The organism is Streptomyces sp. NPDC007088, from assembly GCF_042869355.1.
GTDB lineage: Bacteria > Actinomycetota > Actinomycetes > Streptomycetales > Streptomycetaceae > Streptomyces.
Map to the genome: position 1 here is coordinate 96,570 of NZ_JBIAFO010000001.1, position 16,422 is coordinate 112,991.

Genomic DNA, 16,422 nt, shown 5'->3' on the forward strand with positions numbered 1-16,422 from the left:
TCGTCACACGCGGGGCGGGAAACCCGTCAGGGCCCGTAATTCACTTGCCCCTCCCCTCGTCAGTGCATAGAAATTCCGCATGACACATACTCAATCATCCGGCCCGGAGCGACACCCCTTCGCGCGGGACGCCCACGCCTCCGGCGACTGGCCCCTCGGATTCGTCGCTCACACCGGGCACGCCGGGCTGCGCGCCGGAGGCGGGGAGGACATCTCCCTCGTCGTGTGCCGGCGACCCGCCACGAGTGCCGCGATGTTCACCCGCAGCCTGTTCGCCGGTCCCGCGGTCCGGCTGAGCCGGGCGCACGCCGCGGGGGGTGCGTTGCGGGCGGTGGTCACCGTCGCGCAGAACGCCAACGTGGCGACCGGGGCGGCGGGGGAGGCGAACGCCGCCGAGGTGGTGCGCCGGGCGGCCGGGCTGGCCGGGGTCGCACCCGGCGAGGTACTGCTCGGCGCGACCGGGGTGATCGGCCGTCCGCTGCCCATGGCGGAGGTGCGCGCCCACTTCGACCGGACGGGGCAAGGGGGCGGCGACCCCTTCGGCGCCTCCCCGGCCGAGGTGGCGCGGGCCATGATGACGACCGACACGCGCCCCAAGACCGCGTACCGCCGGGTGGGCGGTGCCCGCCTCGTGGGCGTCGCCAAGGGCGTCGGCATGCTGGAGCCGAACATGGCCACGATGCTCGCCTACGTCTTCACCGACGCCGAGCTGGGTGCGGCGGAACTCGACACGGCCCTGCGCGTGGCGGTGGACGGGAGTTTCCACTGTCTGAGCGTCGACGGGGACACCTCTACCTCGGACACCGTGGCGGTGCTCGCGAGCGGGGCGGCCGGCCCTGTGGACCCCGGGGAATTCGGCGCCGCGCTAGCGGACCTCTGCCTGGATCTGACCCGGCAGCTCGCGAGCGACGGCGAGGGGGCGACCAGGCTGCTGACCGTCACCGTGGAGGGCGCGGCCGACCGGGCTCAGGCGCGCAGGGTCGCAAAGGGCGTCCTCAACTCCCCTCTGGTCAAGACGGCCGTCCACGGCGCCGACCCGAACTGGGGCCGGGTCCTGATGGCCCTCGGCAAGAACCCGGAGGAGACCGGCGTGGACCCCGGCCGGGTCACGGTGCGCTTCGGGGACGTCGAGGTGTACCCGCGCGAACCGGACCCCGGGACGCGGGAGCGGCTGCGCTCGGCGATGACCGGCCCCGAGACGCGGATCGGCGTGGTGCTCGGCGCCGGGGAGGCGCGGGCCACGGTCTACGGTTGCGACCTCTCCGCGCGGTACGTCCACGTGAACAGCGCCTACACGAGCTGAGGCGCGGCCGCGCTCCCGCCGGGGCCGGGCCGGGGGACCACGCTCCGCGCTCCGGGTTCCCCGACGGGTGGGCCAGGGGGCCGCGAAACGCCCGCCGCCGGGCCTCTCGCGGGCCGCGTACTCTGCACAGGTGGCACCGGAGGACGGGACGGGCGGCATGGAGCGGCGGGTCGGCATCAAGGACGTGGCCCGCCAGGCGGGCGTGTCCCTCGGCACGGTGTCCAACGTGCTCAACCGTCCCGACACGGTGTCCGAGGACACCCGGGTCAGGGTGCGGGCGGTGATCGACCGGCTCGGCTACGTCCGCAGCGAGAGCGCCAGGCAGCTGCGGGCGGGACGGTCCAGGATCGTCGGCCTGCTCGTCCTCGACCTGCGCAACCCCTTCTTCGTGGACCTCGCGAGCGGCGCGGAGCGCGAGGCGCGCGCGGCCGGGCTCGGCGTGATGGTCTGCAACAGCGCCCAGGACCCGGCCGAGGAGGCGGAGTACCTGTCGCTCTTCGCGGAGCAGCGGGTGCACGGCGTCCTGGTCTCCCCCGCCGACTCCACCCGCGCCACGATCGACGCCTTCCGCCGCCACGGCATCCCGTTCGTGCTGGTCGACCGGGGCGCGCAGGGCGCCGCGGACTGCTCGGTCTCGGTGGACGACGTGGTGGGCGCGGCCCTCGCGGTACGGCACCTCGTGGGCGGCGGTCACCGTTCGATCGCCTACGTCAGCGGGCCGCCGGGCCTCCGGCAGGTGCGCGACCGGCGTACGGGCGCCCTGCGCGCGCTCGCCGAGGCGGGACTGCCGGCCGGCGCGCTCCAGGAACTGCCGGTGGAGCGGCTGGACGTGAGCGCGGGCCGGGACGCAGGGGCGCGTCTGCTGGGCCTCGCCCGCAGGCCGACCGCCGTGTTCTGCGCGAACGACCTGCTCGCGCTGGGCGTCCTGCAGTCGCTGTTCGCGGCCGGGGTGCGGGTGCCGGAGGACATGGCCCTGGTCGGGTACGACGACATCGAGTTCGCGGCGGCCGCGGCCGTCCCGCTGACCTCGGTGCGGCAGCCCGCCGCGCACATGGGCGCGCTCGCCGCACGGATGCTGCTCGACGAGGCCGCGGCGCCGCCGGGCACGCACGAACACCGTCAGGTGGTGCTCCAGCCCGAACTGGTCGTGCGCCACTCCTCCTTGCGCCCGGGGCGCGCGGGCTGAGCCCCGGGCGGCGCTCCCCGGCCCGGCGCGGTGACGGGGCCGGCGAGGTGACGCTCGCGACCGGGGCCCGTCCTCCCCGGCGGGCCGTGGATACGGTGGTGGCGCCCGGCCCGCGCGGCCGGACCCCCGCGCCCGTACCACCGAAGGAGCCCCCGTGACCGTAGCGACGAGCGGACCGGCGGGGCCCGCTGACCGCGCCCCCTTCCCCGCCTCGGGCCGGCGGGTCCTGGTGACCGGGGCGGCCCGGGGCCTGGGCCGTGCGCTGGCCCTGGCCTTCGCCGGGCAGGGCGACCGGGTCGCCGTGCACTACGGCTCCCGGGAGGCCCGCGCGCGCGAGACCCTGGCCGCGCTGCCGGGCGCCGGGCACGTGCTGGCGGGCGGCGACCTGTCGGACCCCGGGAGCGCGGCGGCCGTGGCCGAGGCGGCCGCCGCGGGGCTCGGCGGGATCGACGTGCTGGTCAACAACGCCGCCGTCAACACGCCGCATCCGCCGCTGTCCACCCCGTACGAGGACTGGGTCGCGGCCTGGCAGGCGCACGTGTCGGTGAACCTGCTCGGCACGGCGTACCTGTCGCACCGGGCGGCCGCCGTCATGGCCCGCTCGGGACACGGCGGGCGCATCGTCAACATCGGTTCGCGCGGCGCCTTCCGGGGCGAGCCGGACCACCCGGCGTACGGGGCGACGAAGGCCGCGGTGCACGCGCTCGGCCAGTCCCTCGCGGTGGCGCTCGCCCCGCGCGGGATCGCGGTCGCCTCGGTCGCCCCCGGCTTCTTCGCGACCGAACGGGTCGCGGGCCGGCTGTCCGGGGCGCAGGGCGAGGCGATCCGCGCCCAGAGCCCCTTCGGCCGGGTGGCGGGTCCGGAGGAGATCGCCGAGGCGGTCCTGTGGCTGGCCTCCCCGGCCGCCGAATGGGCCTCGGGGACGGTTCTCGACCTCAACGGGGCGTCGTACCTGCGTACCTGAGAGGCGGGGTCGGGCGCCTCGGCCGGCGCGGTGCCGCCCCGGCCGACGAGCCGTGTCCCCGGCCGGTGCGTGCCGCGCCCTGTGCGGAGCGGCGCGGCCTCGGCAGCGTGCGGGCCGCCTCCTCGGCCGTCCGCTCCAGCGGCCGGCCCACGGTGGTGAGGGCGGGGCCGGACCACTGGGCGAGCGGGATGTCGTCGTCGGGCTCCGGGACCCGCGAAGGGCGTACCCGCGCGGTGCGCCTCCGGCCCGGCACCCGCACCCGCCCTCCCGGGGCCGGGCGCTCAGCCCTGCTGCTGGGAGCGCGCCTTGAAGGCGGCCTTGCGGGCCTCCTTGGCGACCTTCTTGTCGGGGTGCAGCCGCCCCATCGCCTCCAGGACGTCGGCGGTCGCGGGGTGCTCGACCCGCCAGGCGGCGTCGAAGAAACCGCTGTGCTGGGCGGCCAGCCCCTCCACGAGCGCCTGGAGTTCCTCCGAGTTGCCCTCCACCGCGAGCTGGGCGGCGACCGTGTCCACGGTGAGCCAGAAGACCATGTCCTCCGCGGGCGGCGGCACCTCGGACGCCCCGCGCTCGCTGAGCCAGACCCGGGCGAGGCCGCCGAGCTCCGGGTTGTCGAGGACCGCGCGGACCTCGGACTCCGCCTCGGCGCCCACGAGTTGCAGGGCCTCCTGGGCGCGCAGCCGGCGCAGCGGCCCGTCCGCGTCGCCGCCCCGCGCGGCGGCCAGCAGCTCGTGCGCGGCGGCCCCGGCGGCGCGGCCCGCGAGCCACTGCTCCAGTTCGGCGCGTACGGCCTCCTGCGGGTAGCGGGCCGTGGCGGTGAGCAGAGTGGCGGCGTCCTTCTCGGCGAGATCGCCGACAGCGGGGGCGTCCACCCCGTTCTCCAGCAGCCGGGTGCGCATCCCGTACAGGCCGAGCGGGGTGAGCCGGACCAGGCCGTAGCGCGAGACGTCCTCCTCCTCGGGCTCGACGGGTTCGGCGGGGTCGGCCTCGACCAGCAGTGCCTCGTCCAGCGGTTCGTAGGCCACGAGGCCGACGGGCTCCAGAATCCGGAACTTGACGTCGAGCCGCATCATCGTCTCGGAGACCTGCTCCAGGATGTCGTCGGTCGGCTCGCCCATGTCGTCGGGCACGATCATCGAGGCGGCGAGCGCGGGCAGCGGCAGGGGCGTCCCGGCCGCACCGCCCTCGGACACCGTCAGCAGGTAGAGCGTGATCAGCGCCTCGTCGAGGAACTCGGACTCGCCCTCGGGGTCCCAGCCGAGCGCATCGAAGTCGACGGTGCCGCCGCCCTCCAGCGCCTCGGTCAGCTCCTCCAGGTCGTCCAGGTCGGGGACGGAGGCGTCGGAGACGATCGTGTCGAGCGCGCCGAGCCACAGCGTGAGCACGTCCTGCGGCCCACCCGAGGTGACCGTCGCGAGTTCCGCCCCCGGAGCGGCCGAGCCGTAGGGGCCGTCCTCCTCGTCCTCGGCCTCCCCGACCGCCTCCTCGGGCGGGTCGGTGACCTCGACGAGACCGGTGTCGACGGCGACCCGCCACGCCTCGCTCGCGTCGGCCGCCGCGTCCTCCCCGCTCAGGTCGAGTTCCTTCGCGGCCTCGGGAAGCTGCTCGTCCACGAGTTCGCCGCCCGCCCCGACCCGGACGTGCGGCCCCGCCCAGCGGGCCAGCCGCACCGCGCGGGCGAGGACCGGCGCGCTGAGCGCGGCCCGCGCGAGTTCGGCCTCCGGGTGCAGGGGCGCGGGCGGCAGAGTGGGGGGGAGTGCGGACATCTGACGGGTCTCCTCGGGCTGTGCGGGGCTGCGCGACTCAGCCTAGACGGGTTTGCGCGCATGCCGCCCGGTTCGGGGACCCTTCGCCTTCCGTACACCGGCGATTCCTTGACAACCACCGTGCCCAGGCAAGAGATTGACGCGCGTAGAACCCGCGGTTCCGCCGGCCTCCCCCAACTCCGCGCACCGCCGCGCCGAAGCACCCCCGGATCCTTCACGTCCAAGACCCTGGAGTCGATCTCATGACCGGTCCGTCCCTCCTCCCCACTCCCGGCGTCCGCCCCGGTGGCGCACGGCGGCGCCCGGTGGTGCTCGCCACCGCCGTGGCCACCGCCCTCGCCGGCGGCATGCTGCTGGCCGCCCCCGTCTCCTCGGCCGCGGAAGCGCAGGGCCCCAGCATCCACACGATCCAGGGCGACACCCGCACCTCCCCGTACGCGGGCGAGCGGGTCACCGGTGTGACGGGCGTCGTGACCGGGGTGCGTACCTCGGGTTCGCGCGGTTTCTGGCTTCAGGAGACCGCCCCGGACGACAACCCCGCGACGAGCGAGGGGATCTACGTCTTCACGTCCTCGGTACCGAAGGTGGCCGTGGGGGACGCGGTCCGCGTGGACGGGAACGTCGTCGAGTACGTGCCGGGCGGCGCCGCCTCCGGCAACCAGTCCGTGACGGAGATCGAGAAGCCCACCGTCACCGTCGTGTCCTCCGGCGACAAGGTGCCCGCCCCGGTGCGGATCACCGGGGACTCGGTCCCGGCGGCGTACACCCCGAAGGGGAAGGCGGACGCGGGCGGCAGCGTCAACTGGCTCAAGCTGCGCCCGTCGACGTACGCGACGGACTACTACGAGTCGCTGGAGGGCATGAACGTCCGCATCGGCACCTCGCGGGTGGTCGGCGCGACCGATCCGTACGCCGAACTGTGGGTCACCGTGAAGCCCGAGGAGAACCCGACCCGGCGCGGCGGCACGCTGTACGGCGCGTACGCGGCGCAGAACGCGGGCCGTCTCCAGGTCCAGCAGCTCGCTCCCGTCGCGCAGCAGCCCTTCCCGGTGGCGAACGTCGGCGACCGGCTCCAGGGGATCACCGAGGGCCCCCTCGACTTCAACCAGTACGGCGGTTACACGATCGCGGCCACCACCGTCGGCACGGTCAGGGACGGCGGGCTGAAGCGGGAGACGACGCGCCGGCAGAAGGACGGCGAACTGGCCGTCGCCACCTACAACGTGGAGAACCTCGACCCCGGCGACCCGCAGGCGAAGTTCGACGCGCTCGCGCAGGGTGTCGTCACCCACCTCTCCTCCCCCGACATCGTGTCGATCGAGGAGGTCCAGGACGACAACGGCGCGACCGACGACGGCACCGTCTCCGCCGAGCAGACCCTGCGGAAGTTCACGGACGCGATCGTGGCGGCGGGCGGTCCTCGCTACGCCTGGCGCGGCATCGACCCGGAGAACGACAAGGACGGCGGCGAGCCCGGCGGCAACATCCGCCAGGTCTTCCTCTACAACCCGCAGCGCGTCTCGTTCACCGACCGCGCGGGCGGCGACGCGAGCACCGCGACGGCCGTCGTGGAGCGGGGCGGCGCCCCGGCGCTCTCCGCCTCCCCCGGCCGTGTCGACCCGGCCAACCCGGCCTGGGACAACAGCCGCAAGCCGCTGGCCGGGGAGTTCACCTTCCGGGGCAAGCCGGTGTTCGTGGTCGCCAACCACTTCAACTCCAAGGGCGGGGACCAGCCGCTGACCGCCGCGCAGCAGCCGCCGGCGCGCTCCTCGGAGGAGCAGCGCCACGCCCAGGCCGGCGCGGTGAACGCCTTCGTCAAGCAGCTCACGGCGCTGGACAGGAAGGCCCGCGTGGTGGTGCTCGGCGACCTCAACGACTTCGAGTTCTCCGGCACCGCGAAGCTGCTCACCCAGGGCGGGGTACTGCGCTCCGGCATCGCCCAACTGCCCGCGGCGGAGCGCTACACGTACGTCTACCAGGGCAACAGCCAGGTCCTCGACCAGATCCTGCTGAGCCGGGGCATCGCCTCCTTCGACTACGACAGCGTCCACATCAACGCCGAGTTCGCCGAGCAGAACAGCGACCACGACCCGCAGGTGGTCCGCTTCCAGCCGTGAGCCGGTGAGAGGCGCGCGGGGGCGGCCGAGGTGGCCGCCCCCCGCGCCCTTCGCTATCGGCGGCGCAGCAGCAGACCGGCCGCCCCGAGCAGCAGCGCGCAGCCGCCCACGGCCCCGGCCCGCCGCACGGAGCGGTACGCGAGGAACCCGCGGTACGAGGAGGCGGAGAGCGCCGAACGGCTGCTGCGCCACGAGCCGATCGACAGGGAGGACTGCGCCGAGCCGATCGAGGCGAAGGACAGCGCGGAGCCCACCGAGTACGCGCTGAGCGCGGAGCCGACCGAGCCCACGGAGAGCACCGATCCCACCGAGCCGATCGACAGCACCGAGTCGCTGGACGCGATCGAGAGGATCGACCGCCGGGAGGCGAGGGAGAGAAAGGACTGCGTCGAGCGGTACGCCGGACCGGGAGGGCCGTCGCCCGCCGTCCCTGCGCGCACCGTGGACATCAGGTTTCCGGCGAGGCTGCTCATGGGGCCATGCTGCCCGACCGGGGCCGGTGGCGCCGCGTGAACGGCCCAACCGGCGGGGCGGCCGTGCCGGAGCGCCCCGGGCTCCGGCGCCGGTCTCAGCGGCGGGCCGCGAAGACCGGTTCCCAGCGGCCCGGCCCGCCGGCGGACGCCGGACGGAACCCACTGAGCGGGGTCACGGTCTTCTTCCCGGCCTCGACCAGCACGAGCCGGTTGCGGAACTCGTTCTTGCCGTCGCAGGCGGCCGGGTCGCAACTCCAGCCGATGAGGCGGTCCCCGTCGGCCCAGGCGAGGAGTTGCTGGGCGGGAACGGTGCCGAGCTTCTTCCCCGTCCTGGGGTCGGTGATCCAGGAGGAGATCTCCTTGCCCCTGCCGGCGAAGTCCCCACCCGCCCGCTTCCCGTCGGGGCTGGGACCGGTGGTGTACGGCTCCGTGCCCTTTTCCCCCGGCGGCCGGGGCACCGGTTCGCCCTTGAGGTCGAAGAAGCGCGTCTTCCCGTCCGCGAGCTGGCCGATCACCCACGTGCCGTCGTGAGTCCAGAGGAAGTCGGAGCGGCCGGACGAGAAGAGCAGGTCCTTCTCCTCCTTCACCGTGTGCCAGGAGGCCGCGCCGGAGTCGACGTCCAGGATGCCGAAGCCGGTGCGTGAGGGGTAGGGCCCGGGTTCGTCCTTTCCGTTGATGTTGATCGGCTTGTCCTTGTAGTAGCGGTCGGGGTCCTTGCCGTACGTCGTCGCGAGGAGCTTCTTCCCGTCCGGCGAGAACTCGACGGAACCCACCGGCCGGTCCACCGCGATCCACCGCGTGACCTCGCCCGTGCGCAGGTCGAGCAGGCCGATACGACGGGCCGGCAGGTCGCGCTCCAGGACGGCGGCGGTACGCAGTCCGGGGGCGACCGACAGGTACGACCAGTCGGCCGGGGTGTAGCGGCCGGTGCCCGGATCGTAGAGGTGGTAGGAGCGGGCCCGGACGCGGTCCCCGTCCGGCCGCTCGACCCAGTCGGTCGTGTACCACGCGGCGACCGCCGTGCCGCCCGCGGCGATCAGCTCGCGGGGCGGCGACTGGTCGGGGTGCCCGGTGACATCGCGCGCCGCGACGGACCGGTCGGCCGGGGACTGCGGATCAGGACCGCGGTCCACGGCTCCCGGTACGGTGATCGCCGCGGCGGTCAGGGCCACGACGGCGACGGCGGCCGAGGCGAGCCGCCGGGTGCGGCGCCGCGAGTGACCGGCCAGGACCCGGTCGGCGAGGTCGGCGGAGGCGGGTTCCACCGCGGCGGCCTGCTCCTTCAGGGAGGCGCGCAGCAACTGGTCGACGTTCATCGGGTGGCCTCCACAAAGGTCGGGTCGGCATCGCTGTGCGCCGTCTCGGGCAGTCCGAGCGCGGCGAGTTCGGGGGCGAGGGTCCGCAGCCGGGCGAGCGCCCGGTGGGTGGTGCTGCGTACGGTGCCGACGGAGCAGCCGAGGTGCCGGGCCACCTGTGCCTCCGGCAGGTCCTCGTAGTAGCGCAGAACGAGGGCGGTGCGCTGGCGCGCGGTGAGCCGGCCGAGCGCCGAGCGCAGCACGAGCCGCAGCTCGGTCGTGTCGGTGCCGCCGTCGTGCCGGGCGGGCTGTTCGGGCGGTTCGGCGACGCTCAGTTCGCGCCCGCGGCTCTTGAGCCGCCACCGGCTGATCTGCTGCCGGTAGAGGATCTGGCGTACGTACGCCTCGGGCTCGTCCACCCGGTGCCAGCGGCCCGCCGCCTTGAGCAGGGCGCTCTGGAGCAGGTCCTCGGCGGCGTGCCGGTCGCCGCCGCTGAGCAGGACGGCGGTGCGCAACAGGGCCGAGGACCGGCTCTGGACGAATTCTCTGAAAGCGGTCTGGTCGTCGGCGTCCAAGGCGTCACCTCTGTCGGGCAAGAGTTCAGGTCCGTCCCCCGCCGGGCCCGGTCCCGCGCGGCCGTTCTCCCGGGCCGCTGACCTGTATGACGCCTGTGCGCCCCCACCGCTATGCCTGTCCCCCGCGGGAAAGTCTCCGGAGCCGGAGCCGGAGATGGCTCGGGCGCGGCGCCGGTCCGGGGTGAGCGAACAGAAGAGCGCCGTCAAGACCGACACCAACCTCTGGGCCCTGCCCGGCGGCGGAGTCCACGGGGGCGAGTCGGCCCCCGACGCCGCCGTACGGGAGACGGAGGAAGAGACCGGCCTCGACGTCGAGGTGACGAGCCTGGTCGGCATCTACACCAACCCGGCTCACGTCATGGCGTACGACGAGGGCGAGCTGCGCACGAGCAGGGAGAGCTAGGAGGTGGCCTCCGTCGACCCGAGTCGACTCGACAGCCTAAACATCCACCCGTCGACGCGGACGCGGACCGATCACGGCCTGACCGACGAGACCGCTCCCCACATCGGCCAACCGGTAGAACTCTCCCTACTTCATCAAGGCCCGCGCACAGCGCGGACGCGCGCCGCCTCTGTGGCTGGGGCGGTCGGCTCCACGGCTTTGGGCAGCCATTTCGGGGAGAGCCTCTGAGATCTTGGCCCCGACGTCGTGCTCTAACGGGCAGGTCCACAGACTGCCCGACTCGCCATCAGCTTACGGGGCCAAGATCACTCGCCCCAAAGCAGCTCCAGCCCAAAGCCGCTCCACCGACCTTGCGGCACACGCGAACTGGCGAACGCCGTCCATGCGACGAATTGGAATGGCAGACTATGCGCGACGCTGATCACGGGGGGTGGCTGACCAATGGCCCGAACTGCATACTACGGCTACTACATGGCACTTACCGTCGAGGAAGTACTGACGGTTCGCAAACGGCTCGCAAAGAGCAATCTCGGTTCCCGCGACTTCGGCGGGAACCGACCACTGGACGCCAATAAGCTGTCTTCGGCCGTGGAACGCCAGAACACAGGAATGAGCGACGCCGCAGGAGTTTTCCGAGAGAAGTACGAACGACCCCACGAAAAGATCGCCACTCTTTTTTACGGTATCGCGAAGAGCCACGCCTTCGAGAATGGAAACAAGCGCACAGCACTGGTCTCCAGTCTGGTTGCTCTCGAACGTAACGGATTTGACCTGTGTAACACCTCAGAGGACGATCTTTATACGATGGCGACGTCCGTCGTAGCGGGCTCCTTTCCCCTGCCCAAAAATGACGAAAGAGACTCCGACGCCGAGGTACGCGCGCTGGCCAGCTGGTTTCGAGGCCGCATGCTCCGACAAACCTTTGGCGATCGCGTAATGAGCTTCAGGGATTTGAAGAAGACCCTCGGCGCTCATGGCTGCACCTTCGACCAGCCGGACAATAATTACATCAGGATCAGGCGAGAGGGGCAGGTTGTAAAAACTGGTTACCCACGAAGCAACTTCGACGTGCCCGTGTCCGAGATCAAGCGCATCCGCCAACAATTAGACCTTCACGACCTCGGCAGCAGTCGAGAATTCTATGACATCGACAACGCCGTTGATCAATTCGTAGATGAATACCGGTACGTTCTCTGGCGGCTCGCCGACGCCTAGCCGAGCTCCCCTGCTGGGCAACACGCTTACTCACGGACGGGCAAGCTCGACCACTGCGAACGCGCCCCTGGACGTGCACACCACATTTGTCGTGCACCACCCGAGGGCGCCGTTGGCTGCTCCCGGCTCGAACCCCCTGAAGCAGCTACACACGGCAGAGCGCCCTCCCGGGCCGTCCTGGGCCGGCCGTGGAAGGGCGCTCAGCGTTGACCAACGTCGACAGGTACCGACAACTCGGCAGCAGGTCAGGGCGTTGACCGGTAAGGCGGCCGCAGGTCACGGCCGCGCGTGATCAGTTGTGGCTGTGCAGCACCTCGTTCAGTCCGCCCCAGACCGCGTTGTTGGGGCGGGCCTCCACCGTGCCGGTGACCGAGTTGCGGCGGAAGAGGATGTTGTCGGCGCCGGAGAGTTCGCGGGCCTTGACGACCTGGCCGTCCGGGAGGGTGACGCGGGTGCCCGCGGTGACGTACAGGCCGGCCTCCACGACGCACTCGTCGCCGAGCGCGATGCCGACGCCCGCCTCGGCGCCCACCAGGCAGCGTTCGCCGATGACGATGCGTACGTTGCCGCCGCCGGACAGGGTGCCCATGGTGGAGGCGCCGCCGCCGATGTCGGAGCCGTCGCCGACGACCACTCCGGCGGAGATGCGGCCCTCGACCATCGAGGTGCCGAGGGTGCCCGCGTTGAAGTTGACGAAGCCCTCGTGCATGACGGTGGTGCCGTCGGCGAGGTGTGCGCCGAGCCTGACCCGGTCGGCGTCGGCGATCCGTACGCCCTTCGGTGCGACGTAGTCCGTCATGCGCGGGAACTTGTCGACCGAGGTGACCTGGAGGTGCAGGCCCTGCGCGCGGGCGTTGAGCCGTGCCTGCTCCAGGCTGCCCACGGGGACCGGGCCCAGTGAGGTCCAGGCGACGTTGGCGAGCAGTCCGAAGATGCCGTCGAGGTTCTGGCCGTGCGGCGCCACGAGGCGGTGCGAGAGCAGGTGCAGGCGCAGGTAGACGTCGTGGGTGTCGAGCGGCTTGTCGTCGAGGGAGGAGATGACCGTGCGGACGGCGACGGTCTCCACGCCCCGGACCTCGTCCCGGCGCACGGCGCGCACGGCGGCCTCGCCGAGCAGTTCGGCGGCGCGCTCGGCGCTCAGGCGCTCGGTTCCGGCCGGGCCCGGGTCCTCGCTCAGCTCGGGGGCGGGAAACCACGTGTCCAGGACGGTGCCGTCCTCGGCGAGGGTCGCGAGTCCGGCGGCGACGGCGCCGGTGGTGCGAGAAGCAGTCGTGTCGGTCATGAGGGCAACCTAACGTTCCCGGCCCCGCCGAGGCGAACCGGTCCCACGGTGCGTGCCGGGCGGAAGGGGCACCCCCGGCGCCTGGTAAGTTCCCTTGAGGAACTGAACAGGTCGGGGGCGGGAGGAGGGCACTCCATGGCATTGCGGACCGGTCCGGGCGACGACCACTGCGCCGTCGCCCAGGCCCTCGGCGTGGTGGGCGACGCGTGGACGCTGCTGGTCGTGCGGGACGTGGCGCGCGGAGTGCGCCGTTTCGACGCCCTCCAGTCGGGCCTCGGGGTGTCCCGCAAGGTACTGGCGGAGCGGCTGCGGCTGCTGGTGGCGGCCGGGGTCCTGGACCGGGCGCCCTACCAGGAGCGTCCGCTCCGGCACGAGTACCGGCTGACGCCCCGCGGCCGGGCGCTGCTCCCGGTGCTGATCGCCCTCCAGGACTGGGGGGACACGTGGATTCTGGGCGAGGGGGAGACGATGGCGACGACGGACGAGCGCTCGGCCGAGGCGGAACGGGTGCGCGCGCTGCGCGGGACCCGGCTCCCGGAGCTGCTGCTCCCGCAGGCGGAGGGCGCCCCGCGCGATCCGGTGGCGGGGGACGCCCCGTTCACCGTCCTGTACTGCTTTCCCGCGGCCTTCGCGGACCGCTCGGCCTATCCCCCCGGCTGGGCGGCCGTGCCGGGCGCCTCGGGCTGCACGCTGGAGTCCTGCACGTACCGGGATTCCCTGTCCGCCTTCCACGCGGCGGGGGCGGCGGTGCACGGCGTGTCGACCCAACGCCCCGACGAGCAGCGCGCGTTCTCCGCGAAGGAGGGGCTGCGCTTCCCGCTGCTCTCGGACGCCGAGGGGGAGCTGACGGCGGCGCTGCGGCTGCCGACCTTCCGCGTGGCGGACACCCGGCGCCTCAAGCGGCTGACCCTGGTCGTGGACCGGGAACGCACCGTGCGGGAGGTCTTCTACCCGGTGACCGACGTCGTGGCGAGTGTGACGGCGGCGCTGGAGGCCGTACGGCGACTTGCCGACTCGGCGGCTGAGCGACTGAGCGACTGAGCGGCTGAGCGCGGCGGGGAGCCCGCGGAGGAGCCGCACGCGAAGGAGCCGTACGCCGGGCCTCACGCCCCGAGCAGCCGGCCCAGCATCTCCCGCGCGCCGTCCTCGTCGAACGGCACTTCCCGCAGCAGCGTCTGGACGCAGATGCCGTCCATGAGGGCGACCACGGCGCGGGCCGTGGCGGGGTCGGTGCGGGCGCTGAGGGGCTCCTCGAACTCCTTGCTCCACTCGACGGCGACCGGCCGCAGTGCGGGCCTGCGCACCGCCGCGAGGTACAGCTCGCACTCCAGCTCGGCGCTCGCCCGCCGCCCGCCCCCGGCGTCCGCGCCTCCCCCGTCGATCCAGGTGCCGAGGGCGGCGGCGAGCCGGCCCGCGAGTTCGCCGATCGGTCCGCTCAGGGCGCCGCGTTCCCGCAGGACCGCGGCGAAGCCCTCGTTGGTCTGGCGCAGGGCGGCGATCAGGAGTTCGTCGAGGCTCGCGAAGTGGTACGTCGTGGAGCCGAGCGGCACATCGGCCTCGGCGGCCACGGTGCGGTGGCTGAGCCCCGCGATACCGGAGCGGCCGACCACCCGGATCGCCGCGTCGATGATGCGCTGCCTGCGTTCGGGGTCGTAGCGGCGTGCGGCCATCAGTGGGCACCTCCCAGGTTGAGCAGGACGACCCCGCCGATGACCAGCAGGACACCGGCGAGGCGGGCGACGGTGACCGCCTCACCGAGGAAGATCATCCCGATCACGGCGATCAGCGCGGTCCCCGCCCCGGCCCAGATGGCGTAGGCGGTGCCGACGTCGAGGCTCCTGAGAGTCCGCGAGAGCAGCCCGAAGGCGAGCACGTACCCGGCGACGGTGAGCAGTGAGGGCCAGAGCCGGCTGAAGCCCTCGCTGTACTTCATGGCGGTGGTGGCACCGACCTCGGACAGGATCGCCCCGGCAAGCATGACGTAACCCATGTGTACAAGGGTACGCAAGATGCGTACGGTCGTACACATGGGTTGTGCCGGCCGGTCACCGCGGGCGGCGGTCGCCGCTCACGCGGGCTACCGAGCCACCCGTCAGCCGTTCGCCACCGCCAGCTTCTCGCCCCGCCCGGACTGGTCCGGGTACTGCGCCTCGACCAGGGCGATCGCCTCCTCCTCGGTCGCGACGGCGGGCGGGGAACCCTCCAGGGGGCGGCGGGCCGTCTCCTTGGTGAAGAGCACCGCGACCAGGCCCACGGCGGCCGCCGCCATGAGGTAGAAGGCCGGCATCAGGTCGTTGCCGCTCACGCTGATCAGCCCGGCCATGACCAGCGGGGTCGTACCGCCGAACAGCGAGCCGGCCACGTTGAAGGCGATGGCGAGCGCCGAGTAGCGCACCTCGGTCGGGAAGAGCGCGGGCAGCGCCGCCGACATCGAGGCGAGGAACATCAGCAGGCACAGCCCGAGCAGCAGCAGCCCCGCGTAGATCGCGACGTGCCCGCCCGTCTTGAGCAGCAGGAAGGCCGGCAACGACAGCACCAGGAAGCCGAGCATCCCGGCCAGCAGCACCGGCTTGCGGCCGATCCGGTCGGTGAGCTTGCCGACGGGGTGCACGAGGCACATCAGCACGATCATGACGACGACGAGCGCGACGAGCCCGGCGGTGGTGCCGTAGTCGAGCTGCTCGGTCAGGTACGTCGGCAGGTAGGACAGCAGGGCGTAGTCGGTGATGTCGTACGCGGCGACCAGCACGAGGCACAGCAGCAGGGCGCGCCAGTGCTCGCGGAAGAGCCGCGCGAAGCTGAACTTGGGCCGCTCCCCCGCGGCCTGGTCCTGCTGACGCTCCAGCTCCTGGTAGGCGGGGGTGTCCTCCAGCTTCATCCGCAGGTAGAGGCCGACCAGCCCGAGGGGGCCCGCGACGAGGAAGGGCACCCGCCAGCCCCAGCTGAGCATCGCGCCCTCGGACAGGACGGTGGTCAGCACCGTGACCATGGAGGCGGCGGCCACGTAGCCGGCGAGGGTGCCGAACTCCAGGAAGCTGCCGAAGAAGCCGCGGCGCCGGTCGGGCGCGTACTCGGCGATGAAGGTGGCCGCCCCGCCGTACTCACCGCCGGTCGAGAAGCCCTGCACCACGCGGAAGAACAGCAGCAGCGCCGGGGCCCAGATCCCGATGGCCGCGTACGAGGGGATGAGGCCGATCCCGAAGGTGCCCACCGCCATCATGATCATGGTGAGCGAGAGGACCTTCTTACGGCCGATCCGGTCACCGAGCGGGCCGAACACGAACCCGCCGATGGGCCGCAGCAGGAAGGCCGCCGCGAAGGCGCCGAAGGAGGCCAGGGTCTGCGCGGTCGCGTTCCCCGAGGGGAAGAACACCTTGCCGAGGGTGACCGCGAGGTAGCTGTAGAGGCCGAAGTCGAACCACTCCATCGCGTTGCCCAGCGCGGCGGCCTTGACCGCGCGCCGTACGGCGGGCAGCTCGGTCACCGTGATGTCCGTGCGGCGCAGCCGGGGCCGGGAGCGTCGCCGCTCCACGGTGCGGAACAGGACGCGGTGGCGTCGCAGGGCCGCCGCGTCGGGCCCGGCGGACTCGCCGTCCGCCTCCGGGATGGTCGTACTGTCGGTCGCCACTGGCCGGGAGTCCCTTCCTCCACCACACGGGCCCGGCGGTCTGCGCGCCTGCGGTCCGGGAAGGCGCCCACCGCCTTCCGTCACCCCGGCTGCCCGGAAAACCGCTGATCAGACGCGGGAAGCGGAAAACGACGGCGCGCACCAGCGGATTCCGGGACGGGAAAAGGGCCGGGCACCTGGGGAAAACCCAGGTGCCCGGCCCTTGTGTGCGGGCGGGG

At 72.9% G+C, this 16,422-nt stretch carries 15 protein-coding genes; 7 read left to right on the forward strand and 8 right to left on the reverse strand.

Going from position 1 to position 16,422, the window contains the following annotated elements; all coding sequences use genetic code 11:
* The first annotated feature begins 79 nt into the window (after positions 1 to 79).
* From argJ to ACFYMP_RS00460, 3 genes are all read left to right on the forward strand, one after another.
* Positions 80 to 1,303: a bifunctional glutamate N-acetyltransferase/amino-acid acetyltransferase ArgJ gene (gene argJ / locus ACFYMP_RS00450; protein WP_388848101.1), complete on the forward strand. Its 1,224-nt coding sequence runs from the start codon at positions 80 to 82 to the stop codon at positions 1,301 to 1,303.
* 157 nt (positions 1,304 to 1,460) lie between these two features.
* Entirely contained in the window at positions 1,461 to 2,489 is a 1,029-nt protein-coding gene (locus tag ACFYMP_RS00455; RefSeq protein WP_388849489.1) for a LacI family DNA-binding transcriptional regulator, read from the forward strand.
* A gap of 154 nt (positions 2,490 to 2,643) precedes the next feature.
* Entirely contained in the window at positions 2,644 to 3,453 is an 810-nt protein-coding gene (locus ACFYMP_RS00460; protein ID WP_388848104.1) for an SDR family NAD(P)-dependent oxidoreductase, read from the forward strand.
* Between the two features lie 281 nt (positions 3,454 to 3,734).
* Here the strand turns inward: ACFYMP_RS00460 and ACFYMP_RS00465 are convergent, their stop codons facing one another.
* Entirely contained in the window at positions 3,735 to 5,216 is a 1,482-nt protein-coding gene (locus ACFYMP_RS00465; protein ID WP_388848107.1) for a hypothetical protein, read from the reverse strand.
* 347 nt (positions 5,217 to 5,563) lie between these two features.
* Here ACFYMP_RS00465 and ACFYMP_RS00470 point away from each other — a divergent pair, with 347 nt between their 5' ends.
* The gene (locus tag ACFYMP_RS00470; protein ID WP_388849492.1) at positions 5,564 to 7,333 is read left to right on the forward strand and encodes an endonuclease/exonuclease/phosphatase family protein; all 1,770 of its coding nucleotides are present in this window, start codon (positions 5,564 to 5,566) and stop codon (positions 7,331 to 7,333) included.
* A gap of 53 nt (positions 7,334 to 7,386) precedes the next feature.
* Here the strand turns inward: ACFYMP_RS00470 and ACFYMP_RS00475 are convergent, their stop codons facing one another.
* The 3 genes from ACFYMP_RS00475 to ACFYMP_RS00485 all read right to left on the reverse strand — a co-directional run bounded on the left by ACFYMP_RS00475 (position 7,387) and on the right by ACFYMP_RS00485 (position 9,676).
* Complete coding sequence (locus ACFYMP_RS00475) at positions 7,387 to 7,806, reverse strand: hypothetical protein (protein WP_388848110.1); 420 nt, start codon at positions 7,804 to 7,806, stop codon at positions 7,387 to 7,389.
* Positions 7,807 to 7,901: 95 nt separating this feature from the next.
* A complete protein-coding gene (locus tag ACFYMP_RS00480; RefSeq protein ID WP_388848113.1) occupies positions 7,902 to 9,122 on the reverse strand; it encodes a WD40 repeat domain-containing protein in 1,221 nt (406 codons plus the stop codon).
* A complete protein-coding gene (locus ACFYMP_RS00485; protein ID WP_388848116.1) occupies positions 9,119 to 9,676 on the reverse strand; it encodes a SigE family RNA polymerase sigma factor in 558 nt (185 codons plus the stop codon). Before ACFYMP_RS00485 ends, ACFYMP_RS00480 begins: the two co-directional genes overlap by 4 nt.
* Before the next feature lie 181 nt (positions 9,677 to 9,857).
* Here ACFYMP_RS00485 and ACFYMP_RS00490 point away from each other — a divergent pair, with 181 nt between their 5' ends.
* Together ACFYMP_RS00490 and ACFYMP_RS00495 are read left to right on the forward strand one after the other, a co-directional pair.
* A complete protein-coding gene (locus tag ACFYMP_RS00490) occupies positions 9,858 to 10,079 on the forward strand; it encodes an NUDIX hydrolase (protein ID WP_388848119.1) in 222 nt (73 codons plus the stop codon).
* 471 nt (positions 10,080 to 10,550) lie between these two features.
* Positions 10,551 to 11,294 (forward strand): type II toxin-antitoxin system death-on-curing family toxin, encoded by a 744-nt coding sequence (locus ACFYMP_RS00495; protein WP_388848122.1) that lies wholly within the window; start codon positions 10,551 to 10,553, stop codon positions 11,292 to 11,294.
* Positions 11,295 to 11,586: 292 nt separating this feature from the next.
* Here ACFYMP_RS00495 and dapD read toward each other — a convergent pair whose 3' ends face one another.
* Positions 11,587 to 12,576, reverse strand: coding sequence for a 2,3,4,5-tetrahydropyridine-2,6-dicarboxylate N-succinyltransferase (dapD, locus tag ACFYMP_RS00500; RefSeq protein WP_388848124.1), 990 nt, complete (start codon positions 12,574 to 12,576; stop codon positions 11,587 to 11,589).
* Between the two features lie 135 nt (positions 12,577 to 12,711).
* On the opposite strand from dapD, the gene ACFYMP_RS00505 reads away from it, so the two are divergent.
* On the forward strand, positions 12,712 to 13,617 hold the full coding sequence (locus ACFYMP_RS00505; RefSeq protein ID WP_388848127.1) for a winged helix-turn-helix transcriptional regulator: 906 nt from the start codon (positions 12,712 to 12,714) through the stop codon (positions 13,615 to 13,617).
* A 62-nt stretch (positions 13,618 to 13,679) separates the two neighbouring features.
* On the opposite strand, the gene ACFYMP_RS00510 is transcribed toward ACFYMP_RS00505, so the two are convergent.
* From ACFYMP_RS00510 to proP, 3 genes are all read right to left on the reverse strand, one after another.
* On the reverse strand, positions 13,680 to 14,246 hold the full coding sequence (locus ACFYMP_RS00510; RefSeq protein ID WP_388848130.1) for a TetR/AcrR family transcriptional regulator: 567 nt from the start codon (positions 14,244 to 14,246) through the stop codon (positions 13,680 to 13,682).
* On the reverse strand, positions 14,246 to 14,566 hold the full coding sequence (locus ACFYMP_RS00515; protein ID WP_388848133.1) for a DMT family transporter: 321 nt from the start codon (positions 14,564 to 14,566) through the stop codon (positions 14,246 to 14,248). The genes ACFYMP_RS00510 and ACFYMP_RS00515 overlap by 1 nt, the downstream gene beginning before the upstream one ends.
* 102 nt (positions 14,567 to 14,668) lie before the next feature.
* Entirely contained in the window at positions 14,669 to 16,204 is a 1,536-nt protein-coding gene (gene proP / locus ACFYMP_RS00520) for a glycine betaine/L-proline transporter ProP (protein WP_388848136.1), read from the reverse strand.
* Between the last annotated feature and the right edge of the window lie 218 nt (positions 16,205 to 16,422).

Coding starts and splice junctions, on each gene's coding strand:
- ACFYMP_RS00470 (WP_388849492.1), top strand. CDS start 5,564: ATGCTGCTGGCCGCCCCCGTCTCCTCGGCCGCGGAAGCGCAGGGCCCC.
- ACFYMP_RS00495 (WP_388848122.1), top strand. CDS start 10,551: ATGGCACTTACCGTCGAGGAAGTACTGACGGTTCGCAAACGGCTCGCA.
- argJ (WP_388848101.1), top strand. CDS start 80: ATGACACATACTCAATCATCCGGCCCGGAGCGACACCCCTTCGCGCGG.
- ACFYMP_RS00475 (WP_388848110.1), bottom strand. CDS start 7,806: ATGAGCAGCCTCGCCGGAAACCTGATGTCCACGGTGCGCGCAGGGACG.
- ACFYMP_RS00510 (WP_388848130.1), bottom strand. CDS start 14,246: ATGGCCGCACGCCGCTACGACCCCGAACGCAGGCAGCGCATCATCGAC.
- ACFYMP_RS00455 (WP_388849489.1), top strand. CDS start 1,461: ATGGAGCGGCGGGTCGGCATCAAGGACGTGGCCCGCCAGGCGGGCGTG.
- ACFYMP_RS00505 (WP_388848127.1), top strand. CDS start 12,712: ATGGCATTGCGGACCGGTCCGGGCGACGACCACTGCGCCGTCGCCCAG.
- dapD (WP_388848124.1), bottom strand. CDS start 12,576: ATGACCGACACGACTGCTTCTCGCACCACCGGCGCCGTCGCCGCCGGA.
- ACFYMP_RS00465 (WP_388848107.1), bottom strand. CDS start 5,216: ATGTCCGCACTCCCCCCCACTCTGCCGCCCGCGCCCCTGCACCCGGAG.
- ACFYMP_RS00515 (WP_388848133.1), bottom strand. CDS start 14,566: ATGGGTTACGTCATGCTTGCCGGGGCGATCCTGTCCGAGGTCGGTGCC.
- ACFYMP_RS00480 (WP_388848113.1), bottom strand. CDS start 9,122: ATGAACGTCGACCAGTTGCTGCGCGCCTCCCTGAAGGAGCAGGCCGCC.